The sequence below is a fragment of the Nitrosopumilus sp. b3 genome (assembly GCF_014078525.1).
Taxonomy (GTDB): domain Archaea; phylum Thermoproteota; class Nitrososphaeria; order Nitrososphaerales; family Nitrosopumilaceae; genus Nitrosopumilus.
This window is the reverse complement of the sequence record NZ_MU078696.1, coordinates 209,332-235,687: the sequence shown is the minus strand read 5'-3', so window position 1 is coordinate 235,687 and position 26,356 is coordinate 209,332. Positions and strand designations below refer to the sequence as shown.

Below are 26,356 nucleotides of genomic sequence, written 5' to 3'. Positions count from 1 at the left end.
TATTAAGAATAGTCAGATAATAACTGCAATGGGGAAAATCATAGTAGGAAAAACATCTGATATTCCTCCAGGAAAAATGATTAAAGTCTCCATTGACGGAAGAGACGTTTTAGTTGCTAATATCGATGGGAAGTTTTATGCTACAGATGATTCTTGTACTCATTCTGGCTCAAGTTTATCTGAAGGAAAATTAGATGGGTGTACTATAACATGCGGATGGCACGGAGCACAATTTGATTGTAAAACAGGAAAACTGGAAAAATTCCCAGCAAAAATAAGAGATTTAACATCATACAATGTTGTTGTTGAATCAGATAGTGTATTTGTAGAGATGTAACTATATACCTCCTAATTTTTAATAAAATGTAATAATATGGCTGATAACGCTCAGAATAAAGAATCCATGAAAGAAGCAATAGACACACTGAATCAGATTGCTGCTAGCAATTCAACACCAAAGACAATCAAAAAATCAATTACAGATTTAATTGCAGATTTGAATAACGAGGAATATTCTTTATCAGTAAGAGCTGCAAATACAATTAGTCTTTTAGATGATGTTACACAAGATCCCAACATGCCATCATATGTAAGAACACAGTTATGGCAAGCAGTTTCAAAGTTAGAAAGCATAAGAGAATAAATTCCTGTTTACGTTAGACTGAATATTGAAAATCGAAGAGTATCTAGAAACACTTCCTGAAAACTTACTTAGCGGTGAAGATGTTCAGCTTCCAGAGAAATCATTTAGAGAGATTTTCAAATTTGCAGATTTAGGAGAAAACGATATTTTTTATCATTTAGGTTGTGGAGATGAAAAAGGAATTGAGATTGCAATTAATGAATTCAAAGTAAAAAAAGCAGTTGGAATAGACAATAATTCTGAAAAAATTCAAAAATCAAAGGACAAGCTAAAAGAAAAAAATCTCCAAGGAGAATTCATTTGTAGTAGTGTAGATGATTCAGATATCTCAGATGCAACAGTTATTTTATTTTGGTTTACAGAAGAGAATGTCATTGCAAACATGATGGAAAAGTTTGAGAATCTTAAACCAGAAACAAAAATAATTACAATTTGGGGGCCTCTTCCAGATTGCCTTCCAGATAAAGTTAATTTTCCATACATTATCAATAAGACACCATTCAAAAAAGCTGAAAATATGCAAGAGCAATTATTATCAATTTTTGGGGTAAAGTGTATAGATTTCGTAACTGCTTGGGAATTTGCTGAAAGATATACCAAATCTATTGGAATGCCTGAAATTCAAAATGATCGTTTTTTGACAATAATTCAAACTTTGATGATTTGGATAAATGCAAAAAAATTAGGAGTTGCATGTGGAGAGGAAATTCCAGAATCTATTCGAACATACATAAAATTAATGAAAATGAATTTTGATATCGATTTTGAACATCTATTAAATGAATAATTCGTGTAATCCTTTTATTTTGTTTTGAAATTAACTAAGTATTGGAAGGCAAAATAAACATCAACGTTTCTGCTGTAGATTATGATAAAACTAGTAAAGCATTGACTCATCAATTATCACTATTAGAAGAGATGGTTCATGGTGAAGAGGATTTTGTAATGACAGATTCAGAATTTGCTTTTGGATGGCATTTTTTCGTACTTAGTGTGAATAGATCACTAGTGCAAAAATTAGCAGAGATGATGGGATCTGATTTTGAGCGATTAAAAGGAAAAGGAATGGAAAAAAAGTTTCTTACGTGGTTAACTAAGAATCTAGATAATAAATCACCCAGATTCAAAATTGCCATTAAAGAAGAGATGGAATCTAGCAAATTTGGAATATTCTAAAAGTATGATGGGCCCTCGAGGGGAATCGAACTCCTGTCCGAGGATCCACAATCCTCTATACTAACCACTGTACTACGAAGGCCACAAGGAAGAAACTTTGTTTATCCTGTAATAATCTTTTAGCTGGTAATTAGACTGTAGATTTATTATTGACTAGGTGAAATTTGTAATATGAGATTATGGTGGGTAGCAATGGCAATTGCAATTGGATTAACATGGGTTGGAATGAACTATTTGCTTCCATTCAAGTAGGCTCAATTTCAAAACATGTTTAATTTTCAGTAATAGTGATTTTTCAATAAAATAAAGCCGATCGCTTTAAATTTGTTGTATCAGGGTATTTTTCAACTTGAAAAAAGGATTCATTACTAAAAAATTGCGATCAGGAAAAAGAGCCCAAGAAGAAGATGTCAATGCAGGTAAAACAGAAAAAATCCAAGGAGAGAAATTTACTTGGTTAGATCTTCAGAATCCAGACAGAGGTCTAATGGAACAAATTGCTAAAGATTACAATCTCAATACACTTAACCTAGAAGACTGTTTGACAAAATTTGAACTTCCAAAACTTGATAGTTATGATGATCATTTCTTTGTAATTTTGCATTTTCCACCACTTTCACAAAAAGTAGGAATATCCAAAAATAGTCAATTATCTATTTTTGTTGGTAAAGATTTTCTAATCACTATACATCAAGGAGATCTAAATCCATTAGTAGAATTAGTTGAATTATGCCTTAATGACTCAGATCAGGAAAGAAAAAAGAGACTATTAGAAAAATCCCCAGGACATTTACTGCATGAAATAATAGATGTGTTAGTAGATGATCTTTTGCACACATCTAGAAAAATTATTGCAAATCTAGATGAGATGGAAGACAGAGTATTTGATGAAAGAAAATCTGTTGCAAGAAGCATTTCACTTTTAAGAAGGGAAATTAACAGATTAAGAAGAATTGCAAACCCATTAAAGAAATTTGTATTAGAAATTGCAAAAAATATTGACAGATATTCAGATAGAGAACTTGACGAACTTACATTGTATTTTGATGATGTAATTGATCACATCGATAAGGTGATTGAAACATTAGAAGAATCAAGGGAAACTATGGAAATTTACAAAGATACAGACTTTGTGTTAAGTACAGAAAAAACAAACAAAGTTTTAGGAGTATTAACAATTATCTTCACATTAGCAATACCAGCAACTGTTATTGGTACATTTTATGGAATGAATGTTAATCTTCCAGGTGGAATGGGTGAAGATTTGATGTTTCTAGGTCCATTTACATCATTTATCATCATAATCCTTGCATCAGCAATTCCGGCAATTCTGATGTTTGCTTACTTTAGAAAATTAGGCTGGATTAGTAGTTAGGAAAATAATTTTAAATTTTATATGGATTTACTTTGATCTGTAACAAAAATAGATTATGTTTTTAATCCATTTTGAAAAATACCGTAGATCTAAAAAAAGAAGCTTAGATAAATATGAGATATTTTAATCTAAAATATGGGGAAAATCAGAATACGAACCGGTAGAGGTACAGGAACTATTGAAGTTGACGATGATCCTACTAAATGGTCAGGAGATGAATATAGAAAAATCCAAGAAGCTAGGAAGAAAGCAGCAGCAAACAGAATGGTTCACACCGGAAGAGGAACAGGTTCAAGAAAATTGGGCGACATGCCTGAACCAAAAGCAAGACCTTCTACAGAAGGAATGACTCGAAGCACAGGTAGAGGAACTAGTTCAAGAAAGAGTAGAAACAAAGGTTCAGGATAGAAAATCCTCAAATTTTATTTTTGATATTTTTAGTTTAGATGTTGATATCAGGATTACCAGCTTTTAGTTTTTCCCAATCTGCAAGAAAGTTATCCAAGCCAATTTTTGTTAAAGGATGTTGTAACATCTTATCAAGAACAGCTGGAGGTAAAGTCACTACATCTGCTCCAATTTTTGCAGCATCTACAACATGTACTGGATGACGAACACTTGCAACAAGGATTTGAGTTTCAAAATGATAATTTGAGAAAATTTCTTTAATTTCTTTAATTAGATTCATACCATCCTGACCGACATCATCTAATCGTCCAATAAATGGACTGACATATTTTGCACCAGACTTTGCCGCAAGTAAAGCTTGGTTGGCAGAAAAAATCAGTGTAACATTTACAGGGATTTTTTCAGATGAAAGTGTTTTACAGGCTTTGAGTCCATCAGGAGTCATAGGAACTTTAACCACAACATTATCTCCATATTCACGAAGTCGTTTACCTTCTTCAATCATTCCAGAATGATTGGTACTTACAACTTCTAAACTTACATCACCTTTGATAATTTTTGTGATTTCTTCCATTGCATTTTTAGGATTTCCACCTTCCTTAGACATAAGAGATGGATTCGTTGTGATTCCATCAAGCAATCCCATATCATTGAATTTTTTAATTGATTCTAGATTAGCAGTGTCAAGAAAAATTTTCATAGTTTTTTGCTCCTAATTTCTTTGACTTGTTTTGCTATATTAAAAGATGTTATTCCATGTTTTTCCAAGAGTAATGGAACCTCATTGTCTCGTGCAGATTCGCCAAACATATCTTGGGCACCAATTCTCTTTATTGGGACAGGATATGATTCAGAAACAGATTCTGAAACTGCAGAGCCCATTCCTCCAAAAATGTTATGTTCTTCAGTAGTTACAATAAATCCTGTTTCACGTGCAGCTTTTTCTAAAAGTTCATTATCAATTGGTTTAATTGAAAACATATCTAAAACTCTACACGAAATACCTTCTTGTTGTAAAGAATCAGCTGCCTCTAAGGCCATACGGACTGTTATTCCACAAGCTGCAATAGTGCAGTCAGAGCCATCTCTTAGTGTAATACCTTTTCCAATTTGAAATTCTTGAGAATCTGAATGAACTAATGGAGTTTTAGATCTTGCCATCCTCATGTAAAATGGACCATATTCTTTTGCCATCAATAGAGTTAATTTAGAAACTGCAATAGTATCAGCTGGAATTAAAACTCTAAAATTTGGAATTACTCTCATTATTGCAATATCTTCTATTTGTTGATGAGAACCTCCATCAGGTCCAACAGATAAACCACCATGTGATGAAACTAATTTTACATTTAGCCCCTTTTTATTAGGAGGTGAAGGGTATGCAACATTATTTCGAATTTGATCAACTGCCCTTCCCGGTAAAAAAATAGCATATGTACTTGCAAAAGAAATCTTTCCAGAAGCTGCCAGACCTGCAGAAATTGTAACTAAATTTGCTTCAGCAATTCCAACATTGAAAAACCTATCAGGAAATTCCCTACCAAAATCAGAAGTCTTGAGAGAATCAGTTGTATCTGCACCTAAAACTACAACATTAGGATTTTCTTTTCCAATTTGTACAAGAGATTTGGAATATGCTGAACGCATATCAGTCATTACAGGATCATTCAAAGATATCCTACCTCCTGTGCAATTTTTTTAATTTGATCTTGTTTTTCTCCTACAACATGTAAACCAATCCATTTCTTCACCAAGTCAATACCACCTAACTCATTTGCTTTGTCTAGTAAAATACGTCGTCTAGATTTTAAAACTTCATTCCTAAAATCCCTAATTGCAGATCTTACATCTTGTTGTCCGATAATTGCTCCACCTCCAACAAATACACGGGCCCCATCAGCAAAAATTGAACCTATATTTTCTAGATTTACGCCTCCATCAGCCTCAATATAACCTGAGAAATGGTGTTCTTTGAGAATAGAATTTATTCTAGTCATCTTTGAGTGTGTTTCTTCAATGTATTTTTGTCCAGATTTTCCAGGTACAACAGACATTACAATTAGTTGATCAAGTGATGGTAAGAATTTGTATGACCATTCAGGTATTTCAGTATCAGGATTTATTGCAAATCCCACACCAACTTGATTTTGTTTTAGTAAATCATGAATTTCTCCAAAACTAGATTCATCAGTTACTTCTGCATGTACTGTAATTATGTCACTACCTGCATCAATGTAATCCTGAACGTGTTTTACGGGTTCGTTAATCATCAAGTGAGAATCAAATGGAATCACAGTAAGAGGTCTTAATTCTTTGATTTTATTATGATCAAAAGTTTTTGTTGATACAAATTGTCCATCCATTACATCAAGATGAATATAGTCTGCCCTCCCAGAGACACATCTTTTAATTTCATTTTCTAAATTTGTCATATCTCCTGCAATTATTGATGGTGCAATCATGAATTGTGAATCCAATTCAGAATTAATTATAGGAACCACATCAGAGTCAGGAGCTTTGCCATGCCATTGAGGATTATCTTCCATGTGTTCAACAGATTTACCCTTTATTGTTCTAGAGATTATCATTGTAGGTACACCTTTTGTTGCATTTGCTTTTGTAATTGCAGCACTAATTTGTTCAACTCTATGACCATCAATTTCAATAACATTCCAACCAAAAGATCTCCATTTATCACCGGTCTTCCAACGTGATGCATCTTTCCACATCTCAGAAAGATCGTCACCCTCTAATTTTTCATCAAGTGGCATAATTTTTTCAGTGTAAGAATCTTGTTGGATAAAATTCCTATCAAGAAAAGCAGTAAGATTATCAACTTTATATTTTGCAGCAGTCATTGCAGCCTCCCAAACTTGCCCCTCATCAGATTCCCCATCACCAATAATTGTGTAGACATGATGATTTTTAGAATCAATTTTTGCTGCAAGAGCAATCCCAATAGAGTAAGATAATCCAGTTCCCAGTGAACCACCACAAAATTCTACACCGGGACATTTAAGATCAGGATGACCCTGTAATTTACTACCAAATTTTCTCAATGTTTCAAGTTCAGATTCAGGGAAATATCCAGCAACTGCCATGTTTGAAAACAATCCCGGAGATGCATGACCTTTAGAAAGAACTAGACGATCTCGATCTTCCCATTGAGGGTTTTGAGGATCAAATTTCAAATATTTACCAAATAAACACCCCATAATTTCTGCCATTGAAAAAGAACCTCCAGGATGTCCAGAGCCAGCAGCATTAGTCCCTTTAATCACTAATTTTCGGGCTCTTAGAATATTTTTCTTTATTTGATAATAATTGAGTCCCATCTCGAACGTTATCTTTGTAAATTGAATAAAAATCTACTTCTGCAATATTTTAATTTGATCGGGATTATCTAATAATATGGAAATTGAAGATCATACTCCAATTGTAGTTTTTGATAATCAATGTTACTTGTGTATGAAATTTGTAAAAATTGTTAAATTTTTTGCAAGAGGTAAAATCACAATCATAGGTCATTATTCAGAGTTTGGAAAAAAGATACGAGATGAAATTTTAGACGAGTCTGCTTTGGATATGTTTTGGTTTATTGATAAGAAAAGAGCATATGGCGGAAGAGCAGCATTACTTCCATTATTAAAATCATTTTTTTCTAAAAAAACAAAAAAATTTACTTCAATTGATATTGATGATTCGTGTGAGCAAGATTGTAAAACAGCCAAAGCAGTTTTTGTTAGATCAGCTAGTTTACTAACGAATAGCAAAAAAATTAATTTTTAGTAAATCTAAATAATGCTTCAAAGATACCAAATTCAGTGAAAGTAAAAACTGAAAATACCATAAAAAATAAAACAGAATTTCTTTGTGGGTTTGTCTTTGAAAATTCAAACAAAGTATTAGGATTAACAAAAACAGATGGGAAAACAGCATCATCAATTAATCAAGCTCTAAAAGATATGGATGGAAAGTTGGGAAAATTGAGCATAATTCCAACTCCAGAAGGAAGGTATGCAAAAAGAATGCTTCTTGCAGGGCTAGGAAAAAAAGAAGATCTGACAAACGATACCATCAGATATGTTTCAGGCAAAATTGCACAAAAAGCAAGAGAGTTAAAGTTGAGTCAATGTTCAATTATATCTCCTCCTAGTTTTGCATGCGATCCAATCTCCTCTGTTTCACAGATTGTAGAAGGCTACAAAATGGCCCTATACAAATTTGATAAATTCAAAGAAGAGAAAATAGAGAAATCACCAGATCTTACAATTATTGTTTCAAAATCTAACAACATTTCAAAGGCCATCAGAATCTCTGAAATTATTGCAGATGGAGCAATATTTACCAAAAGTATTGCAAATTTACCCCCAAACGAATGTACTCCAACAACTTTAGCAAATTTTGCAAAATATATTTCGAAAAAGAATAAAATGAAATGCACTGTAATTTCTAAACTTGAATTAAAAAAGAAAGGTTTTGGTGGAATTTCTGCTGTAGGACAAGGGAGTAAAAATGAACCTAAACTAATTATTTTAGAATATAATAATGGACGAAAAAATGAAAAGCCCATTGTTCTTGTTGGAAAAGCTGTTACATTTGATACAGGGGGAATTTCCTTAAAGCCGGGAGACAAAATGGATGAAATGAAATTTGACAAGTGTGGTGGTTGTACAGTTTTAGGAATAATGAAAGCAGTTTCAGAATTAAAATTACCAATCAATGTTGTAGGAATTATTCCCTCAGTTGAAAATATGCCAGGAGGAGAATCATACAGGCCGGGAGACATCATAAAATTGTATGGTGGTAAAACGGCCGAAATTCTAAATACTGATGCAGAAGGAAGATTGATTTTATCTGATGCGTTGTCATATGGAGAAAAACAATATTCACCAAAGGCAATAATTGATTTTGCAACTCTTACAGGTGCATGTATAGTCGCATTAGGAACTAATGTTGCGGCTATTATATCAAACAATGAAAAATTAACAAAGAAGATCAAAGATGCGTCAAAGAATACAAGTGAGGAAGTGTGGGAACTTCCACTTAATCAAAACTACATGGATATGATAAAATCAGATGTGGCAGATATGAAAAATGTGGGCATAGGAAGAGCTGCAGGAACTATAACAGCTGCTGCATTTTTGAGAAATGCAATTAATGACACACCATGGATACATTTTGATATTGCAGGTGTTGCTTGGACTCAAATAGCTACTAAAGAAAAATCATATAATCCAAAAGGAGCAACAGGTTTTGGTGTAAGATTAATCTTAGATTATTTGCAAAAATTATAAAATTAGTATCCTCTACTATTTCTATCAGGGGTTCCAACGTTTGGATTTCTCCAACCATGTTTATCCATCATGTGATTCAATAATCTAATGTCATTATCACACATTTCTCCACAAACGCTACAATTAGGCATTGAATTCATTTCAATCCAAGTTTCTAGATATTAAAAGATTGATTATAAATTAGAAAATGCCAGCACTGTTGCTTCCCAAAGGCTCTCGCATTTTAGTAGCACAACAGCGACGTCAGGTTTGACTTCCAAGTTCGGAATGGGATTGGGTCGCACCCTAACGCTATGGCCGGCTTGAAAATTAATGAAGAATTCTCATCTATTAACCTAACGCCAGATTTCAAATACGCTCAAAATAGGTATAAAACAAAGAAAATACGGGATAAAAGCATGACTCACAGAGTAGCCGTTTTAGATCAAGACCTGTGTCAACCACAAAAATGTGGTTTAGAGTGCATAAAGTATTGTCCGGTTAACAAATCAGGGGCAGAATGTATTGTTATCAATGAGGAATCAAAGAAAGCCAAGATTGATGAAGAAATCTGTAACGGATGTGGAATTTGTGTTAAAGTATGTCCTTTTGATGCAATAACTATTGTAAATCTAGCAAGTGAGTTGGCTACTGATAAAATTCACCAGTATGGGGATAATTCATTTAGATTATTCAAATTACCTACTCCAAAAAAAGGCGAAGTAGTGGGTCTACTGGGAAGAAACGGTATGGGCAAAAGTACAGTTGTCAATATTCTATCAGGAAATTTAAAACCAAACCTGGGAAGATATGAAAATCCTCCAGAATGGGATGAAATTTTAAAACATTATAGTGGTACTGAACTTAAACAACATTTTGAAAAAATTGAGCAAAAACAAATTCGCGCATCAATCAAACCACAGCAAGTTCATCATATTGCACAAGCATTTGAGGGAACAGGAAAAGAACTTCTTGATAAATATGACGAAAGAGGCGTATCAAGAGAATTAATCAAAGAATTAGGATTAGAAAATTCTATGGAACAGAGATTAAAAGAATTAAGTGGTGGAGAGTTACAAAGAATTGCAGTAGCAGCTGCTGCATCAAAAGATACAGAATTTTACTTCTTTGATGAACCATCGTCATACAATGATGTTTTTCAAAGAACAGGTGTTGCCAGAGTAATTCAGAACTTGGCAAAAATTGGAAAAAGTGTGATGGTTGTAGAGCACGATCTAACATTACTTGATTTTCTTAGTGACTATATTGAAGTTCTATATGGTGAACCAGGAGCATATGGAATTGTATCTACAATTCTATCTACAAAAATTGGGATCAATGTATTCCTTGATGGATATTTACCAAATGAGAATGTAAGATTTAGAGACAAGAAATTTTCTTTTGATGTATCATCATCTACCACAGATATTTTTGAAGAGGGAAGTACAATAGTTACATATCCAAAATTAGTAAAAAAATATCCAACATTTTTGGTAACAGTTGAAGCAGGAGAGGTAAGAAAAGGTGAAGTTTTAGGCATAATGGGTGCTAATGCTCTTGGAAAAACAACCATGATGAAGATGATAGCAGGAGTTGAAAATCCAGATTCAGGTACTGTTAATAAAAAAATCAAGATTGCATACAAACCCCAATATCTACAAAACGATATTGATGTAGAAGTAATATCAGTATTAGATAAAGCGAATGGTAATTCTGTAGAAGGGAGTATGGAGGAAGAGCAAATACTCGAACCGCTTAAAATTAAAAAACTATACAATAAATCAATCAAAAATCTTTCTGGAGGAGAATTGCAAAAAGTTGCAGTTGCATCGTGTTTATTACAAAAAGTAGATTTGTATGCGTTAGATGAACCATCAGCATTTTTAGATGTTGAAGATAGAATTGCAATTGCAAAGTTTATTCAAAAATTTGTACGTTCGTTTGGAAAATCAGCAATAATTATTGATCATGATTTACAGCTAATGGATTTAATTTCAGATTCCATAGTAATTTTTGAAGGAGAGTCAGGAGTTTCAGGAACAGCTACTACTCCAATGCGAAAGGCTGAAGCAATGAACAGATTTCTAAAATCCCTCGATATGTCATTTAGAAGAGACGAAAGAAGCCTCAGACCTCGTGTGAACAAACTAGAGAGTAGATTAGACAAGGATCAAAAATCATCAGGTAATTTCTATTACAAGCATTGACTCGAATGCTTAAAAAATCACTTGCGAGTGTGCTTTCTGAAAAAGAAAGTGAGGATTTAATCTCAGCTTTTGATCAAATTGGCGACATAATTATTGTGAGAATTCCAAAGACCTTGCTATCAAAGAAGAAAATCATTGGGGAGACCCTGCTAAATGAAGTAAAAATTGTCCGTAGTGTATATTATCAAGCATCAGATGTTGAGGGGGATTTTCGTACTCGAAATCTAGAGATAATAGCAGGAGAAGACAATACCGAAACCGAATACAAAGAATTCGGATGTAAATTTATTGTAGATGTGGAAAAAGCGTTTTTTTCACCTAGGCTTTCAACAGAAAGGGACAGAATTGCAAATTTGATTCAAGAAGGAGAAACTGTGACTAACATGTTTGCTGGAGTTGGAATGTTTTCAATAATTGCTGCAAAAAAGAAAAAATGTACAGTTTACAGTTTAGATATCAATCCGGTTGCCTCAAAACTCTGTGAAAAAAATATTGGATTAAACAAGTTAGTTGGAAAAATAATATCAATTAATGGAGATGCCTCAAATATCATTAAGGAGCAATTAGAGAACAAATCAGATAGAACCTTGATGTTATTACCAGAAAGATCTGATGAATTCTTAAAATCTGCAATTAATGCAACAAAAAGTGAGGGAATAATTCATTACTACTCACATATTCATGCAGATAAAAAATCAGACGCTGGAAAATTATCTGAAGAACATTATCTTAAAGTATCCCCGGTCAAATCAGAAATTCTAAATTCAAAAATTGTCAGGGCAGTTGGTCCTAGATACTATCAAACAGTTGTAGATGTTAAAATTTTCAAATAGTTAATCTTCAGAAGTGATTGATGCAGGAGATGGCTTGGTTGTTGCCATAACATATCCAATCCATGCAATTACTCCAAGAATACCACCTGCAATCATCAATACAGATAGTTGTAATACAATAGGACTCCATTCAGAGAGCATTAACAAATACGCATAAAGAAAAAAACCACCAATGCAAAGAACAAAAATTGTAACACCCATACCTTTACGCTTATCCATGGCGAAGAATTTTTTGAGAGTTATTTATTGGTTTGAACTAATTTAATTCAATTGCCATAAGGTATGCATCTTCGCCATCTCGATAATATGCGTTTAATTGTTGTCTAATTACAAATCCTAATTTCTCATAGAGTCTAACAGCTTCATTGTTACTACATCGAACTTCTAAATAAAATTCATCACATTTTCTTAATTTTACACCATTTACGGATTCCTCGACAAGAGCATTTCCAATTCCTCTTTTTCGGTATTCATTGAGAACTGCAATGGATACCACATGACCTTTTTTAACAAACCCTAATTTTTTAAAATTCGAAAAACCATATTCAGTTTTACACATTATATATCCCACATGTTTTCCTCCAATTTCTGCAACAATGAATGCTTCTGGAAGTTCTGCAAGTAGGCTTTCATAGAAATAATCAGAATAATGTTCTGGTAGTGTTTTCAAATTAATTTCCATCACAGAAATAAGATCGCTTGGTTCAGCTCGTCTAATATTACAATCTCCCAATTGTCTAAGAATTACTTGCATACTTTAGATTAAGAGCATCAATATTTATTTTTAAACCAAAAGACCATTTAATGGAAAGGTACGCCAATTAAGAGATGGAAGACGCCTCACAAGAAGAGATCATCTCATTAGTCAAATCTATATTCGAGGTAAGTGATTTTACAAAGACTGAATTTTCTTTAGAGTTTAGAATAGAAGACTTTGATTTTAAATTAAAGTTTGAAGATTTAGCTAGAAAATTAGAAAATATGAGTTATGCGGGAAAATTAGAAGCCAGGAATGATAGTAAATACGTAGTCATTCAGAAATTTTCACCAAGAAAACAAAGAAGATGGATGAGTTCCTCATGGACTCCCAGAATATTGTTTGCAGTTGTTATTTCATTTGTAATGATTGATGGGTATTATAGAACATCAGGAACTAATTCCATAATAGAAATTGGAGATCCTCTAGAGATGGCAGGAGTCTACACATTATCATTATTAGGAATTTTAGGGATTCATGAACTTGGCCATATTATTGCTGCAAAAATACACAGTCTAAAAACGACTTGGCCATATTTTATTCCAGGATTACCAGTAATTGGAATCCCAACATTTGGTGCGTTTATTCAATCAAGAGGATTGACAATTAATCGTGAAATTTTGTTTGATGTTGCTATTGCAGGACCCATTGCAGGATTAGTAATTGCAGTGATAGTTTCAATTTATGGTGCATACACTGCACCAGTATTAGAACAAGATATTGCAGCAGGATTATTTGCAGAATCGAAATTAATAGAATGGAATCAGGGCGAGCCATTACTCATGACTGCTAGTTTGGCTCTATTTGGAAAAGGAGGAGAGGGTCATGAGGTAATTATGACACCAGTTATGTTTGCAGCATGGATTGGATTTTTAATCACATTTTTGAATTTACTTCCAGCATGGCAATTAGATGGAGGGCATATGGCAAGAACATTGCTTGGTCCAAAACTACACAGATATGCAACTTTTGGAAGTATGGCAATCCTTGTTTTGTTAAATTATTGGTTAATGGCTTTGCTAATTCTCTTTATGAGTTCAAGAAACCCCGGAGCAACTCCACTTGATGACATCTCTCCTCTTTCTAGAAACAGAAAACTTGCATATATTGGAATTATAGGATTAGCAATTTTGTGTGCACCATTGCCATCAGATTTCTTACCTTATCTTTTACCTTAGTAAAAGTCTAGCACCGTCTAAAACGACTGAAACCTTTTGTCTTCCTCCTTGTGTTTTTAAAATATAATCCATAGAATATTTAATACCGGGCAGTGATATCATGTTTAGTTTCTTTGCATAAAATTCAGGCAATATTGAAACCAGTCCAATTTGAAAATTCTTTTGTATTTCTGAAAGAAATAACAAATCTTCCATTCCATCAATGTATTTGGTAGGATTTTTTAATTGATCCAAAGTCAATCTGTCTTCAATATATTGTTGAATTGCATCAGATCCTAAACCACCTTTGCATTCAGCCACTAAAATTGCAAGACCATCTTTTTTAATTGCATTAGAGCAATTCCAGAGGGATGATAGTGATGTCCCTAAATCAAAGTTACTGGCATCCTTACCCGTACTAATCACCATAGTTTTATGCTCCCCAACATCTTTGATTGAGTTGGATTCCAATTTTTTTGTGGAAGTAACTGTTTCAGATGGATGACCAATTGAAAAATCAAGTATGCCTTGGGAATTTGCAATTATTTCAATCCCTTGAATTTCAAAATTGTCAGTGAATTTTTTTGCTTCAGATAAACTTTCAGGATGCTGTCCAGGTACTGGCAGATTTCCTTGTCTTTTGGCATATGCAGAAAGCATAGAATCTGAACCAAATTTTTTGATTAAACGTGTTGAAATAGTCTCGTAACCGAATAACCCATCAAATTCCATCTCACCCATAAATACAAGATTTGAATTGGAAATATCGACATCATCAAATTCATTAATTGAACTTCCTTCAGGAAGTCCTGCTTTGACTAAATTTAGTATTTTTTTCTCAGCAAAAATTTTTGGAAAAGGTTTTGATTTTTGCTCACATAGGGTAAACAGAGAAGAGATTATTTTTTGGACAGATTTTGAATTATGTAAGACTACGATTTCCATAGGTTTTGACAAATCAAGAGAATTTAGTTTTTCATTGATCGCTGAATCCTCCAAAACTTTTCCATCAGAATCAATTTTTTGCTCTAAATTTTCGGCCCTTATATCTAAAACAACGTCTGTAACACCATAATTTAACCAGATTTCAGGCATAATTCATTGATAATACAAACCAAAATAAATCCAGTGTAGTTAATTTTGGTATGGAATTTGTAAAAGAGTTTGCGACCTTTTTGCATGAAAAAGGCATAATAAAATTTGGAGAATTCACTCTTGCAAGTGGGAAAAAGAGTTCTTACTATGTGGATTTAAGACTAGTTCCAAGCTATCCACATGAATTTAGAAAAATGGTAAAATATCTTGAAAATGAAATTGCTCAAAATGTTGGATTAACTAATTTTGATTCTATAGTTTCTGTTCCAACAGGAGGTTTGGTGATTGCTTCAGCATTAGCAATAGAAACGGTAAAACCTCTAATTTATGTGAGAAGCAAACCAAAAGATTATGGTACTTCAAAATCAGTAGAAGGGAAAATTCATGATGGAATGAAAGTAGTTATGATAGATGATGTCGCAACAACTGGAGGTTCAGTAGTAAATGCAATTAAATCATTAAAAGAAGTCAACATTTCAGTAAAAGATGCATATGTAATTGTCAATAGAATGGAAGGTGCAGATAAAGCATTATCTGAATTGGGAGTTAGTATGCATTCAATTCTAAATATTTTACAAATTACAGAAGCGTTGTATGAGCAAAATTTAGTAGATGAAAATGTTCTGGAAAAAGTGAAAAAGCAAATTAGCAAATGAGTATTGGCAGCTCAGACAAATGCCTTCCAATCACCATTCAGATATAACTCTGATTCTTCATTGCGGCCAATGAATTTTGGATTGGCTTATTTTAAAACTAATTGAAAAGATATGGGCCCGAAGGGCTTCGATCCCTTGGCTCACCGGTTATGAGCCGGTTACTCTACCAAGCTGAGTTACGGGCCCTAAGCAGATGAATCTAGTCTTAGGTTTAAAATGTTATGAGATTAACAGTATTCTTCATAACAACTATCAAGTAACAAATTTTGTGCAGAAATGGATTTGTCTGCAATTTCAATCAGGTTACTTGTGTCAGTTGAAGATTTTTCCAAGATATTTCTCCAGGATGCAGCATGACGGATATCAGCTTCTGTGTGAAGTGTAAAGTATTCTGTAGCATCATGACTTGTTAGTTCATAAAACTCAGCCAACCCATCAAGTTTTGTCTGACTAATTTTAGGGATTTCTTTTTCAAAAGCATACATAGCACATGCACCACCTTCAAAGGTATCCATTAGTGCAGTAAGATCAGATACTGCTTTGTTCGTTTTTGATGTTCCTGAATATGAAATTAATTCATCCTCAGAAATACCAAGTTCTCCTGCAAAGGAGATCCAGGGTTTAATATGATCAGATTCTTCTTGCTGATTTTCAATTAATTCACTAACAACTGTTTCTGGAGCGTTCTCTATAATTGGAGTCATAAATTTTGGAACAGCTTTTACAAGTTGAAAATATTCTTTTGAATAACCTGCCAAAGATACTTGGGTTAACTTACCATCAGACCACATTTGGTAAAATGGATGTTTTAGTAAACTTCTTTCTTCAATCATTTCATCAATTTTTTTAATTATACTCATAACTCAACTCCTAAATTGCCAATAAAAAAATCTTTGTTGTTTACAAAAGATTTTATGGTCAAAACACAGAATTTTCATGGGTTCCAGTGGTGTAGACCGGTCAAGCATACTGCCCTTTCAAGGCAGTGATCCCGGGTTCAAAATCTATCGATGAAAATCCCGGCTGGAGCACCAAGATTTATTTACTAATGACAAAGTTTTTTGATCAGGCAATTTTGGACAGGAAAAATATTGAAATTAATCCATTACTTGAAACCTATGGAAAATATATTGAAAAAATTGATGAAGCATTAAAAAATGAGTTGTCTCTTTATTCAGAATCAGAATTCATTGAACCTTTGAAATATTCATTAGATGGTGGAAAGCGAATTAGGCCGATAATTTTGACATTAGCAGCTGAGAGTGTAGGCAAGGTTGATGAAAATACATTGTCTGCATCTTGTGCTGTTGAATTTTTACATATGGAATCAATCATCCATGACGATATTATTGATAATGAAACAATGAGAAGACAAAAAGATCCATTTCATATAAAATATGGTTACAATACTAGTGTTCTCACAGGGGACTTTGTTTTAGGGTTAATCCTTGCAATATCTTCAAGATTAGACAATGCCAGAATTACAAAAGATTTAGCCACAACTGCCATGCTGATGAGTGAAGGAGAAATGATTGAAAACAGGTTAGAAACAAGTGAGGATGTCACTTTTGATGATTATCTCAAGGTAATTGAATACAAAACTGCAACTGCATTTGAGGTAGCAGCTAGAATAGGTGCAATTATTGCAAACGGTTCTGAAGAACAAATTGAAGCATTAACTGAATACGGAAAAAATATTGGAATTGCATATCAGATTAGAGATGATTTATTGGATTGGAAAAATGAGGACAAGTTGTTTAATTTATTGATAAAGAAAAGCTCTGATCCAAGAGATGTTTTTAATAAAATGGAAGAGTTGTTAAAGGAATATTCTGAAAAAGCAAGAGTTGGTTTAAGAAAAATTCCGGATAATGAAGCAAAAATAAATTTAGATAATTTAATAAAATTTACTTCGTTTAAGGCATAAGACCTAAACTAATTACAGGTGTTGCAAACTCTACCAATTTAATTAACGGATCTGGATATACACCAAATCCTACCAAGAAGATTGTAGAGAAGATCATAATTGCCATTATAGATTTTGGTTCTGCAACTCTTTTTTCAGTTTCACCTTCAAAGTACATTTTTCTTGTAATCCAACCATAGTAAGCAAGAGATAATGCACTGTTTAGAACTCCAGCGATTGCAAGCCATGGTGCCCACCACAAAGCAGAACTTGCATCTAATGCACTACCAAATAACATGAGTTTACTCCAGAATCCTGAAAGTGGAGGAATTCCAGCTAATGCAAACAAAGCAATTACCAATCCTAGAGCAGTGATTGGCATTCTTCTTCCAAGTCCTTTTAATTTATCAATATTAGTTACAGCAAGAGTTGTCACAATTCCAGCAATTGCAATAAAGGCTGCTCCTTTCATTACTGCATGATTCATAATCTGATACAAAGAACCTTGTAATCCAAGTGAGCTGTGTGGGGCAACAGCAAGTCCAATCAAAATGTATCCTGCATGTGCAATACTAGAATATGCTAACATTCTTGATAGATTCTTTTGCATAATTGCAGCAACATTTCCAACAGTCATGGTCATCACAGCAATGATACCAAGAGCTAATGTCCAATCAAGATTTAGAACCACCATTCCCAGAATTACAATTCTAATTGTTGCTGCAAAACCAGCTTTCTTTGTTGCTGCTGCAAGAAGTGCAGTGATTGGTGAGGGTGCACCTTCATAGGTATCAGGAAGCCATTGATGGAAAGGTACAAGTCCCATCTTGAACCCGAATCCTGCAATAAACATTCCAACAGAAAGTAATGCGAGAGGCAATAATGAAGGATCAAGTGTAGAGTAACCTTGAATCACTTCTTCGATATTTGTTGAACCAGTTAATCCATAGGAAATTGAAATTCCGTATACGATAATTGCTGATGATAATGCACCAAACAAGAAATATTTTAGAGCAGCTTCATTTGAGCTTGGATTCTTTTTCATAAATCCAACTAAAACATAAGTTGGAATACTCATGAGTTCCCATGCAACAAATAACATTACCAAATCGGTAGAGTATGCCACTAACACCATACCAATAGTGGCAAGTAAAATTAGAGAATAGTATACTGCAGGGGAATTATGTTTTCTCATGTAATTGAATGATCCAACTGTTGTGAACAACGCAACAATTAACATTGCAATTGCAAAGAATCCACCAAATGCATCATCAACTATAACATCATCAGAAAAAAGAGCAGATGGAGAAACACTTTCACTAATGAATTGATATCCAACATATCCCATAGATACAATTAATGCAGCAAATGCAATTACAGCATAAAATGAATTAGAGCCTTTTTCTTTTCTAGCAATACTGATGATCGGAAGAATGACTCCTACAGTACCCAATATTGCAATTAATACCAATGGGGTTGAGGTAATTTCTAACAAATCATCAATCTCCTACATCAACAATATCAAGACTACGAATAGTAATCCTGCTCCAAATACGAAAAGATATGATTGAGACACACCAGTTTGAGTTCCTTGCACAACTTTTGCACCCCAGCCAGCTGCTTTCTGAACTCCATCATTCATACCATAATCGATAGCCGTCTTTTCAAAGTATCTGAATACTCCTCTTGCCAACCATAATGGTGCAACAACAAAACACCAATAGATAATGGCATTTAGATACCATCTGTTTAAGATAACTTTGTGAATTGCATAAAAGAAGATATTTGAATTTACAAATCTTACAGGGTCAACCCACCTTCCAATATAGAATATGTAACCAAGTCCAATTCCCGTAGCAAATGCTACTAATGATGAACCTAATGCTACAGGATTAAGTCCTTGTAAGAACTCTGGAAGAATAGAAGCTTCTGCTGCTGTATGTTCAGAATGAATTCCAAATGAATGTTCAAGGTAATCAGTAAATACATGATGTAGACCCTCTTCTGCAGATAATCCAATAAGACCAATTCCAATTGTAAGTACTGCAAGAATTCCATAAGGAACCCACATTGATAATGAGGCTTCGTGTATATGATGTCCTTCCTCTTCCATTTTTTCAATATGCTTACTCTTCTTTCCAAAGAAGACCATTCCAATCATTCTAGTAGTATAAAATGCTGTTATTACTGCAGTTAAGACTGCAATTGCATAAAGTGGTAATGCCCATTCATTTCCTGATTCATAGACTGCTGCAAATATTGCATCTTTACTCCAAAAGCCCGTAGTGATAAATGGTGCACCCATTAAGCCAAGTCCAGCTGCCCACATGAATGCATATGTTTTCTTCATTTGTTTTCTAAGCCCACCCATATCAGTCATAAATCTAGAACCTACTATGTGCAACAAAGAACCCGCTGCCATGAATAATGAAGCTTTGAACATTGCATGAGAAATAAGATGGAAGAAACCTGCAGTGTATCCATCAACGTATTGATGAGACAATCCTGCAACACCTAAGGCCATCATCATATAACCAATTTGGGAACCAGTTGAATAAGCAAGTACTTTCTTTATTTCAGGGTTTACCATTCCTTGTGTTGCAAGTAATAATGCAGTAATCGCACCAACCCAAGCAACAATCTCAAAGAACTGGTCTGCCATAATTCCAGCAGCTCCTAATGCAAATACAAGTGGACCAATTCTTGCAACTAAGAACACTCCTGCTTTAACCATTGTTGCGGCGTGAATTAATGCAGAAACAGCAGTAGGTCCAGTCATTGCTTCTAAGAGCCATTCGTTTAGTGGGAATTGAGCTGATTTTCCTATCGCACCTCCAAAGAGTAAAACAAAGGCAGGAACTAAAAGTCCTTGAGCAGCCATTGAAGTAGCCCATTGAGTATCACTCATTAGTTCTTTAAATCCAAATGTACCTGCAAACAAAAATATCAAAAGCATCCCTGCAATCATCATTACATCACCTACTTTGGTCATGATGAATGCCTTCATACCTGCGTGTGTGGGTGCATAGTAATCTAACATTCCAAGAACAGTTCTGCCTTCAACACCAACATGATCTTTTTTCTTGTCGCGATACCAAAAGCTGATCAAAGCGTATGATGCAAGTCCAACGCCTTCCCATCCAAAGAATACTTGAAGTAAATTATCAGATAAAACAATTAATTGCATTGAACCAATAAAGAACATCATCCAGAACCAGAATCTTGTAATGTCTTTATCGCCTTTCATGTATCCAGTACTGTAAATCATAATGAGGAATGAAATCCAACCTACAACGTTTGCCATAATTATTGAAAGAGGATCTGCTAAGACACCACCTTTTAGTCCAATTGCCTCAATCCACATAACTTGATGGTGTAATTCGTGTGCCTCCAAAGCTACAGGAATCATTGTTGCTGCAGATAAAGCACTCATCAAAGCAAATGCTACTGCAACATATCCAGTTGCGTGTTTTGATAATTTTCCAATACCAGGAATTATCATTGCAGCTGCAAATGGTAATATCCAAACTAACCAAGCACTTAAGGCTCCAACTTCAAATGGTAATCCAAAAGATTCAGTTGCCATTGTCTAAACTCCTAGTACTCCATTCATGTATGGAATTATTGTTTTCAAGAAGATATCTGGATAAATTCCAACTACAATTGAGAATCCTGCTAATACCATCATTGGTGCAGTCATGTACCAACTTCCTTCTTTCACATTTTCAAGATGTTCAGGAGTTTTTCCAAAGAACACACGCTTTAGCATCCAAAGCATGTAAGACATCGTAAGAGCAGTTGCTACAAGACCCAGACCAAAAGTTACTGCTCTAAGTGTTGAGCCTTCTTCAATTGCAGTCTCTAATGCACCGTAAAACAAAATCCATTCACCCATAAATCCACTTGTTGGTGGAACACCCATTATTGTTAATGCACCAATAACTGCACAAACTGCCGTGATGGGCATCTTTCCTGCTAATCCTCCAAGTTTTGAGATACTTCTAGTTCCAACTTTAACAATAATTATTCCAGCCATCATGAAGAGAATACCTTTTCCAATGGCGTGAGTAACATACATCATCTCTGCACCAGTAAGTCCTAATGCAGACATCGAACCAATACCAAACAAAAGATAGCCCATTTGGCTGATACTTGAATATGCTAGAAGACGTTTAAGATCATCTTGCATTAATGCCATTGCACCACCATAAATCATTGTAACAAGTCCCCAAATGTGGAACCATATTGAAAGCTCTGCAAATGTTGCAGGTAAGAATTCAATAATTAATCTGAAAATACCATAAGCGCCAATTCCGATCATAGCAGGTGACAATAACGCACTGATTGGTGTTGGGGCAGAGCCGTGAACATATGGAAGCCAAATATGGAACATGAAAACTGCCAGTTTAACTCCCAGTCCAATTGCAATTGCAACTGCTGAAATCATTACTACGTCTTGAGGAATCTCAGATTCACGAATATCTGCAAAATCAAAACTTCCCAAAGATAGACCAATCATCAAAAATCCTAAGAGTAAAACAACTGCACCAGCATGAGTCCAGAATAAGAACATTAAACCGATTTTTCTTCTTGGACCATCACCCCAAAGTGCAACTAAGAAGAAACCAGGAATCAACATTACCTCAAAGAAAATATAGAATTCGATTAGATTTGTTGATAGAACAGTTCCAAGCATCCCCATTGCAAAAACAAGATACAATGCAAAGTAAAGACCAGATTTAGCATTAACATAATTTGAAAGTGATGATGATTCAACTACTGAAGTTTGAGCACCTGAAGATGAATTCATTTTATGTTCTTCTTCAAATTGTTCATGGAATTTGTGAATCATGTATGGTTTTGAATAAAGTGCCAAGATTGTAGATAACACATAGATCATTATTGCAAATGGTGATGCCAAACCATCTAGCAAGAATCCAAATTCTCCAAACTGGTCAGTCCATGGATAATGTTCCTCTACTGTTCCAGATAATGCTGCATTGATTACTAAGATTGTAGTGTAAAGTAAAATAGCAAATGTAAACCACATTGCGGGTGTTGGGCCCATTTTTCTTCCAATAATGTATGCAATTGGGGATAAGAGTAACGGCAAGAATACTGCCTGTAATAGTGCATATTCCATTATCCTTTCAAACTCCTAAAGTCTGCAATATCGACATTATGATACATTCTATATGCTACAATAATCAAAGATAATCCAACTGCCACTTCTGCTGCTGCGATTGCAATTGAGAATAATGCCAAAGTCTGACCTCCACTATGAGGTAAAAATCTACCAAATGCTACAAGATTAAGATTTGCTGCATTGATGATAATTTCAACTGCAAACAACATTCGAATAAAATTACGTTTTACTGCAAGACCGTAAATTCCTATGCCCAACAGAGCAACAGATACAAGTGTAAAATCAACTAGTTCGTTGGTCATTCTCCACATCCTCTCGTTTGGCTAAAACTAATGCACCAGTTACAGAACCAGCTAAAATCAATCCCATCAAAATCAATGCAGGCCAATAATATGTTACAAAGTCTGTACCGATATCTCTGAAATTAACTGGAGGTTCATCAGTAGTTATTGTTTTTATTCCTGAATCAAGGAATACTGCCCCTAGTGCCACCATAACTACTAACATTAACCCAATACCTGCAAATTTTCTTCTCTTATCTTCAATTTTTTTGAAAATTAATTCTCTTTTCACTAGCATAACGGTAAACAAAATCAGAACAGCAATTGAGCCAACATATACAGCTAATTGGAATAATGCAACAAATGGAGAATCAAGTAAGAAGAAAAAGCCAGCTATACCACCTAACGTTCCCATCAAAGCAATTGAGCCATAAATCAATGATCTCAATTCAAGTGCTGCGATTGCAGAACCAATTGTAATTACAGTTAATGCAAGAAACGCTGCATCAGCCATGTGATGCACCTCTATCAGTAATTTGGATTTCACTATCTTGTGCCACATATGGTTTTACAGCAAGTTGAGCAGGAGTATAGATCAACCCTTCTTTTGAAAATGAAGAAAGTTCGTAATCGTTTGTCATGTATAGAGCATAAAACGGACATGCATCAACACAGAGTCCACAAAAGACACATTTTCCATAATCAATTTGTGGCATGATGGATTTTTTATTTTGTTTTTGCTCTTCTGGAACTTTGACCATTGCAATTGCCTCTGCAACTCCTTCACATGCAATAGAACATAATTGACAACCAGTACAATGATCATGGAATAACATGTGACGACCTTTTAATCCAGCAATTCCAACACCAGTAGAAGGATCAAACTGATAACCATCACCTACAAATTTTAGTTTCTCTTCAGGATAACGAAGAGTAAATCGCTTTACTGCAATATGTTTAATTCCAGAGTTTAATGCGCGAATGATACCTGTTGCAGTTCCCATTATTGTAAACCTCCTGGTCCTAACACTCCAGCGTAAAGCAATCCTAGAGCAATAAAGATGTTAACGAATGCTAGTCCAATAAGCTTGGTCCAACCAAGACTTAACAACATATCAATTCTAATTCTTGGAAATACACCTCTTGGCAATAATATAAAAAAGATGACGCCTACAGTTTTAAGAACAAACCAAAGTGTTCCATTAAGCATTTCTTGTGTAAATACAGGTAAACCAGCAATATTAGCAGTAACAGGTCCCAGTTCAATACCATCAGAAATAATTTCTGCTGGGAATGGAGGTACTACCATTGGACCATTCCATCCACCTAGGAATAATACTACAAACAAAGCTGCAAATGCATAAAGTTTCAGGTAAGTTCCTAATTGAACAAGCCCATACATCATTCCAGATAGTTCAGTAAGCCATCCAGCGACAATTTCACTTTCTGCCTCCGGTAGATCAAATGGGATTCTTTCTAATTCTGCCAACATTGTAATGAAAAATACAATAGCCCCAACTGGTAAAAATACAATCCAAGGGAAACTTGATTGACTAGCTGCAATTTCAGATAAGTTTAGAGTTCCAGTTAGAATTACAACTCCTAACAAAGAAAGAATTAGAGGAATTTCAAATGAAACCATTTGGAACAAAGCTCTGATACCCCCAATGAATGGGAATTTACTGTTTGCAGACCATGCAGAAAGAATCGTGATGATTGGAAAAAATCCAATTACTGCAAAGACGCCTAGCAATCCCAAGTCCACATCAGCTACTACCCAACCAGGGGCAACAGGAATTAGTGCTACAAATGAAGCAGCTGCTGCAACAAACATCACTGGTGCTGCCCAGAAAATTGGCTTGTCAGCTTTTGCAGGAATAATAATTTCTTTTGAAATTAATTTTAATCCATCACCCATTAATTGTAAAATACCTTCAAATTTTCCACAGTAAAATGGACCAACTCTTAATTGTAATTTTGCAAGCATTTTTCTTTCAACAAATATGGTTCCTGCTGCAAGTAGTGCTGCAAAACCAAATCCTGGAAATGCCATTACTCTAAACATATCAGTTGCCATGAATGCTTTGATAATTGGAAGAGTTCGCGATGGATCTGCTATCCATGTTAAGGCCAAAAATGGTGTAAGTAATTCACCATTGATTACAGGCATTTCAATTCCAAATAAAATGACCTGAACTAATGGAATTCCAATTAAAACCAAAATGAAAAGTATCCAAAATACATTATCAAGAAGTGATTTGATAAATTCACTTAGTTTGAATTTTGGTGCAATTACAGACATTTATCGGTCTGCCTCCACTGGCCAATAGTTAAGACTCCAATAAACGGATGGCATGTTACCAAGTTTTTCACCTTTTAGAAGATATGGTAATGCAATTAAATTTCTAAAAGAACCAACACTCATCTTTAGTCGGTAGGGCTCAGTTTTTCCATCAGATACAATATAACATCCTAAAGAACCTCTTCCAGATTCAACTCGTTTGTAAACTGAATCTAGTCCTTTTCCTTTTGGATTAGGTTTAAGTTTAGTTCTAACAGAACCAGACTTTGGCATTTTTTGTAATGCTTGACGGATAATATTACAACTTTCAAGCATATCAAGCCATGGAACTTTTGATCTTGCATAAGAATCCCCTTCTTTCATAACGTTAGTGTGAACATCTAATTCATCATAAACATCATAAGGTTCCTTTATTCGAAGATCATAATCTACACCACTTGCACGAAGAACAGAACCGGTTGTGCCAAGTCGAATTGCATCTTCACGTGAAAGAACTCCAGTATCACGAGTTCTAGAAATCAGAATCGGGTTATCATAAAATACTGCAGCATATTCTTTGATTCGTTTTTCAAAGTAATTGACTTGACGTAGGCAAACATCCTCAAAGTTTGGTGGTAAATCATTTCTTACTCCACCTGGAACAAAATGAGCATGTGTTACTCTTGCACCAGTCATTTTTTCCATTAGATCAATTAAGAGTTCACGGTCACCTGCAGGCCACATAAACATTGTAGAATGTCCTAAGAAAATTCCATAAATGGCAAGCCAATACATTGTGTAAATACATCGGTTTAGTTCAGAGGCAATAACTCGAACATATTTTGCACGTTCAGGAACTTCAATACCAACAATCTCTTCTACGCCCAAAACATATGGATAAAGAACATTACATGAATCATGAATAACTGGTCTTTCTAAGTGAGGAATGTTCAAAATGTAGTTTCTGTATTCTGCCATTTTTTCCTCTCCGCGGTGAACATAGCCAGGATCAGGATCACATGCAACAATATAATCACCATCAATTTGAACAATAATTCTCATGTGACCAGAACCTGGATGTTGAGGCCCTACATTGAGAGTCATTATTCTCTCATCAACTTTTTGGAGTGCTAATCCTGGAGGTAATTCAGTAGTCATT

The 26,356-nt window shown here is 34.5% G+C and carries 29 protein-coding genes, 3 tRNA genes and 1 rRNA gene; 14 read left to right on the top strand and 19 right to left on the bottom strand.

Translation table 11 applies throughout. The annotated features are described in order from the left end of the window. Window positions 1–28: 28 nt before the first annotated feature. Genes C6990_RS07470 through C6990_RS07455 form a run of 4 tightly spaced genes read left to right on the top strand, consistent with a single transcriptional unit; the run spans window position 29 to window position 1,819 of the window. Window positions 29–337: a Rieske (2Fe-2S) protein gene (locus tag C6990_RS07470; RefSeq protein WP_182129987.1), complete on the top strand. Its 309-nt coding sequence runs from the start codon at window positions 29–31 to the stop codon at window positions 335–337. 36 nt (window positions 338–373) lie between these two features. Further along, on the top strand, window positions 374–643 hold the full coding sequence (locus C6990_RS07465) for a UPF0147 family protein (RefSeq protein WP_182129985.1): 270 nt from the start codon (window positions 374–376) through the stop codon (window positions 641–643). A 25-nt stretch (window positions 644–668) separates the two neighbouring features. Continuing rightward, on the top strand, window positions 669–1,430 hold the full coding sequence (locus tag C6990_RS07460) for a class I SAM-dependent methyltransferase (RefSeq protein ID WP_182129983.1): 762 nt from the start codon (window positions 669–671) through the stop codon (window positions 1,428–1,430). A gap of 41 nt (window positions 1,431–1,471) precedes the next feature. Then, window positions 1,472–1,819, top strand: a complete 348-nt coding sequence (locus C6990_RS07455; RefSeq protein WP_182129981.1) for a hypothetical protein — start codon at window positions 1,472–1,474, stop codon at window positions 1,817–1,819. A 10-nt stretch (window positions 1,820–1,829) separates the two neighbouring features. On the opposite strand, the gene C6990_RS07450 is transcribed toward C6990_RS07455, so the two are convergent. Then, window positions 1,830–1,901, bottom strand: a tRNA-His gene (locus C6990_RS07450). 267 nt (window positions 1,902–2,168) lie between these two features. Here C6990_RS07450 and C6990_RS07445 point away from each other — a divergent pair. Together C6990_RS07445 and C6990_RS07440 are read left to right on the top strand one after the other, a co-directional pair. Then, complete coding sequence (locus C6990_RS07445; protein ID WP_182129979.1) at window positions 2,169–3,194, top strand: magnesium transporter CorA family protein; 1,026 nt, start codon at window positions 2,169–2,171, stop codon at window positions 3,192–3,194. A 135-nt stretch (window positions 3,195–3,329) separates the two neighbouring features. Next, entirely contained in the window at window positions 3,330–3,602 is a 273-nt protein-coding gene (locus C6990_RS07440) for a hypothetical protein (protein WP_182129977.1), read from the top strand. Between the two features lie 34 nt (window positions 3,603–3,636). On the opposite strand, the gene fsa is transcribed toward C6990_RS07440, so the two are convergent. Genes fsa through C6990_RS07425 form a run of 3 tightly spaced genes read right to left on the bottom strand, consistent with a single transcriptional unit; the run spans window position 3,637 to window position 6,937 of the window. Continuing rightward, complete coding sequence (fsa, locus tag C6990_RS07435) at window positions 3,637–4,302, bottom strand: fructose-6-phosphate aldolase (protein WP_182129975.1); 666 nt, start codon at window positions 4,300–4,302, stop codon at window positions 3,637–3,639. Beyond that, window positions 4,299–5,273 carry a transketolase family protein gene (locus C6990_RS07430; RefSeq protein WP_182129973.1) on the bottom strand — a complete coding sequence of 325 codons (975 nt, stop codon included), beginning with the start codon at window positions 5,271–5,273 and terminating at the stop codon, window positions 4,299–4,301. The genes fsa and C6990_RS07430 overlap by 4 nt, the downstream gene beginning before the upstream one ends. Then, a complete protein-coding gene (locus C6990_RS07425) occupies window positions 5,270–6,937 on the bottom strand; it encodes a ribulose-phosphate 3-epimerase (protein ID WP_182129971.1) in 1,668 nt (555 codons plus the stop codon). Before C6990_RS07425 ends, C6990_RS07430 begins: the two co-directional genes overlap by 4 nt. A 76-nt stretch (window positions 6,938–7,013) precedes the next feature. On the opposite strand from C6990_RS07425, the gene C6990_RS07420 reads away from it, so the two are divergent. Further along, window positions 7,014–7,391 carry a hypothetical protein gene (locus C6990_RS07420; protein ID WP_182129968.1) on the top strand — a complete coding sequence of 126 codons (378 nt, stop codon included), beginning with the start codon at window positions 7,014–7,016 and terminating at the stop codon, window positions 7,389–7,391. Between the two features lie 35 nt (window positions 7,392–7,426). Further along, window positions 7,427–8,899 (top strand): leucyl aminopeptidase, encoded by a 1,473-nt coding sequence (locus C6990_RS07415; RefSeq protein ID WP_182129966.1) that lies wholly within the window; start codon window positions 7,427–7,429, stop codon window positions 8,897–8,899. Between the two features lie 2 nt (window positions 8,900–8,901). Here C6990_RS07415 and C6990_RS11050 read toward each other — a convergent pair whose 3' ends face one another. Together C6990_RS11050 and rrf are read right to left on the bottom strand one after the other, a co-directional pair. Then, the gene (locus C6990_RS11050; protein WP_255465311.1) at window positions 8,902–9,030 is read right to left on the bottom strand and encodes a hypothetical protein; all 129 of its coding nucleotides are present in this window, start codon (window positions 9,028–9,030) and stop codon (window positions 8,902–8,904) included. Between the two features lie 54 nt (window positions 9,031–9,084). Further along, window positions 9,085–9,204, bottom strand: a 5S ribosomal RNA gene (rrf, locus tag C6990_RS07410). Between the two features lie 93 nt (window positions 9,205–9,297). Here rrf and C6990_RS07405 point away from each other — a divergent pair. Both C6990_RS07405 and C6990_RS07400 read left to right on the top strand, forming a co-directional pair. Beyond that, window positions 9,298–11,085, top strand: coding sequence for a ribosome biogenesis/translation initiation ATPase RLI (locus C6990_RS07405; protein ID WP_182129964.1), 1,788 nt, complete (start codon window positions 9,298–9,300; stop codon window positions 11,083–11,085). Between the two features lie 5 nt (window positions 11,086–11,090). After that, on the top strand, window positions 11,091–11,918 hold the full coding sequence (locus tag C6990_RS07400; RefSeq protein ID WP_182130641.1) for a class I SAM-dependent methyltransferase: 828 nt from the start codon (window positions 11,091–11,093) through the stop codon (window positions 11,916–11,918). On the opposite strand, the gene C6990_RS07395 is transcribed toward C6990_RS07400, so the two are convergent. Both C6990_RS07395 and rimI read right to left on the bottom strand, forming a co-directional pair. Next, a complete protein-coding gene (locus C6990_RS07395) occupies window positions 11,919–12,137 on the bottom strand; it encodes a transcriptional regulator (protein ID WP_182129962.1) in 219 nt (72 codons plus the stop codon). Between the two features lie 37 nt (window positions 12,138–12,174). Further along, on the bottom strand, window positions 12,175–12,672 hold the full coding sequence (gene rimI, locus C6990_RS07390) for a ribosomal protein S18-alanine N-acetyltransferase (protein WP_182129959.1): 498 nt from the start codon (window positions 12,670–12,672) through the stop codon (window positions 12,175–12,177). Window positions 12,673–12,746: 74 nt separating this feature from the next. Between rimI and C6990_RS07385 the strand changes: the two genes are divergently transcribed. Then, window positions 12,747–13,853, top strand: a complete 1,107-nt coding sequence (locus C6990_RS07385) for a site-2 protease family protein (protein WP_182129957.1) — start codon at window positions 12,747–12,749, stop codon at window positions 13,851–13,853. Here the strand turns inward: C6990_RS07385 and C6990_RS07380 are convergent. Further along, window positions 13,845–14,927 (bottom strand): nickel-dependent lactate racemase family protein, encoded by a 1,083-nt coding sequence (locus C6990_RS07380; RefSeq protein WP_182129954.1) that lies wholly within the window; start codon window positions 14,925–14,927, stop codon window positions 13,845–13,847. The two genes, C6990_RS07385 and C6990_RS07380, sit on opposite strands and share 9 nt — an antisense overlap. A 50-nt stretch (window positions 14,928–14,977) precedes the next feature. On the opposite strand from C6990_RS07380, the gene pyrE reads away from it, so the two are divergent. Beyond that, window positions 14,978–15,583 (top strand): orotate phosphoribosyltransferase, encoded by a 606-nt coding sequence (gene pyrE, locus C6990_RS07375; RefSeq protein ID WP_182129952.1) that lies wholly within the window; start codon window positions 14,978–14,980, stop codon window positions 15,581–15,583. Window positions 15,584–15,695: 112 nt separating this feature from the next. Here pyrE and C6990_RS07370 read toward each other — a convergent pair. Further along, window positions 15,696–15,769, bottom strand: a tRNA-Ile gene (locus C6990_RS07370). 41 nt (window positions 15,770–15,810) lie between these two features. Next, window positions 15,811–16,443: a TenA family transcriptional regulator gene (locus C6990_RS07365; RefSeq protein WP_182129950.1), complete on the bottom strand. Its 633-nt coding sequence runs from the start codon at window positions 16,441–16,443 to the stop codon at window positions 15,811–15,813. 80 nt (window positions 16,444–16,523) lie between these two features. On the opposite strand from C6990_RS07365, the gene C6990_RS07360 reads away from it, so the two are divergent. Together C6990_RS07360 and C6990_RS07355 are read left to right on the top strand one after the other, a co-directional pair. Next, window positions 16,524–16,617: transfer RNA gene (locus tag C6990_RS07360), tRNA-Glu, on the top strand. A 14-nt stretch (window positions 16,618–16,631) separates the two neighbouring features. After that, the gene (locus C6990_RS07355) at window positions 16,632–17,510 is read left to right on the top strand and encodes a polyprenyl synthetase family protein (RefSeq protein ID WP_255465310.1); all 879 of its coding nucleotides are present in this window, start codon (window positions 16,632–16,634) and stop codon (window positions 17,508–17,510) included. Here C6990_RS07355 and C6990_RS07350 read toward each other — a convergent pair. Genes C6990_RS07350 through C6990_RS07315 form a run of 8 tightly spaced genes read right to left on the bottom strand, consistent with a single transcriptional unit; the run spans window position 17,500 to window position 26,355 of the window. Then, the gene (locus C6990_RS07350; protein WP_182129948.1) at window positions 17,500–18,984 is read right to left on the bottom strand and encodes an NADH-quinone oxidoreductase subunit N; all 1,485 of its coding nucleotides are present in this window, start codon (window positions 18,982–18,984) and stop codon (window positions 17,500–17,502) included. The two genes, C6990_RS07355 and C6990_RS07350, sit on opposite strands and share 11 nt — an antisense overlap. Before the next feature lie 12 nt (window positions 18,985–18,996). Continuing rightward, on the bottom strand, window positions 18,997–21,075 hold the full coding sequence (locus C6990_RS07345) for an NADH-quinone oxidoreductase subunit 5 family protein (RefSeq protein ID WP_182129946.1): 2,079 nt from the start codon (window positions 21,073–21,075) through the stop codon (window positions 18,997–18,999). A 3-nt stretch (window positions 21,076–21,078) separates the two neighbouring features. Beyond that, window positions 21,079–22,632 (bottom strand): complex I subunit 4 family protein, encoded by a 1,554-nt coding sequence (locus tag C6990_RS07340; protein ID WP_182129944.1) that lies wholly within the window; start codon window positions 22,630–22,632, stop codon window positions 21,079–21,081. Further along, entirely contained in the window at window positions 22,632–22,937 is a 306-nt protein-coding gene (nuoK, locus tag C6990_RS07335) for an NADH-quinone oxidoreductase subunit NuoK (protein ID WP_182129942.1), read from the bottom strand. The genes C6990_RS07340 and nuoK overlap by 1 nt, the downstream gene beginning before the upstream one ends. Continuing rightward, the gene (locus tag C6990_RS07330) at window positions 22,918–23,430 is read right to left on the bottom strand and encodes an NADH-quinone oxidoreductase subunit J family protein (RefSeq protein WP_182129940.1); all 513 of its coding nucleotides are present in this window, start codon (window positions 23,428–23,430) and stop codon (window positions 22,918–22,920) included. The genes nuoK and C6990_RS07330 overlap by 20 nt, the downstream gene beginning before the upstream one ends. Further along, window positions 23,423–23,920 (bottom strand): NADH-quinone oxidoreductase subunit I, encoded by a 498-nt coding sequence (locus C6990_RS07325; protein ID WP_182129938.1) that lies wholly within the window; start codon window positions 23,918–23,920, stop codon window positions 23,423–23,425. Before C6990_RS07325 ends, C6990_RS07330 begins: the two co-directional genes overlap by 8 nt. Continuing rightward, window positions 23,920–25,218 carry an NADH-quinone oxidoreductase subunit NuoH gene (nuoH, locus tag C6990_RS07320; RefSeq protein ID WP_182129936.1) on the bottom strand — a complete coding sequence of 433 codons (1,299 nt, stop codon included), beginning with the start codon at window positions 25,216–25,218 and terminating at the stop codon, window positions 23,920–23,922. Before nuoH ends, C6990_RS07325 begins: the two co-directional genes overlap by 1 nt. Continuing rightward, complete coding sequence (locus tag C6990_RS07315; RefSeq protein ID WP_048117920.1) at window positions 25,219–26,355, bottom strand: NADH-quinone oxidoreductase subunit D; 1,137 nt, start codon at window positions 26,353–26,355, stop codon at window positions 25,219–25,221. Window position 26,356: the final 1 nt, after the last annotated feature.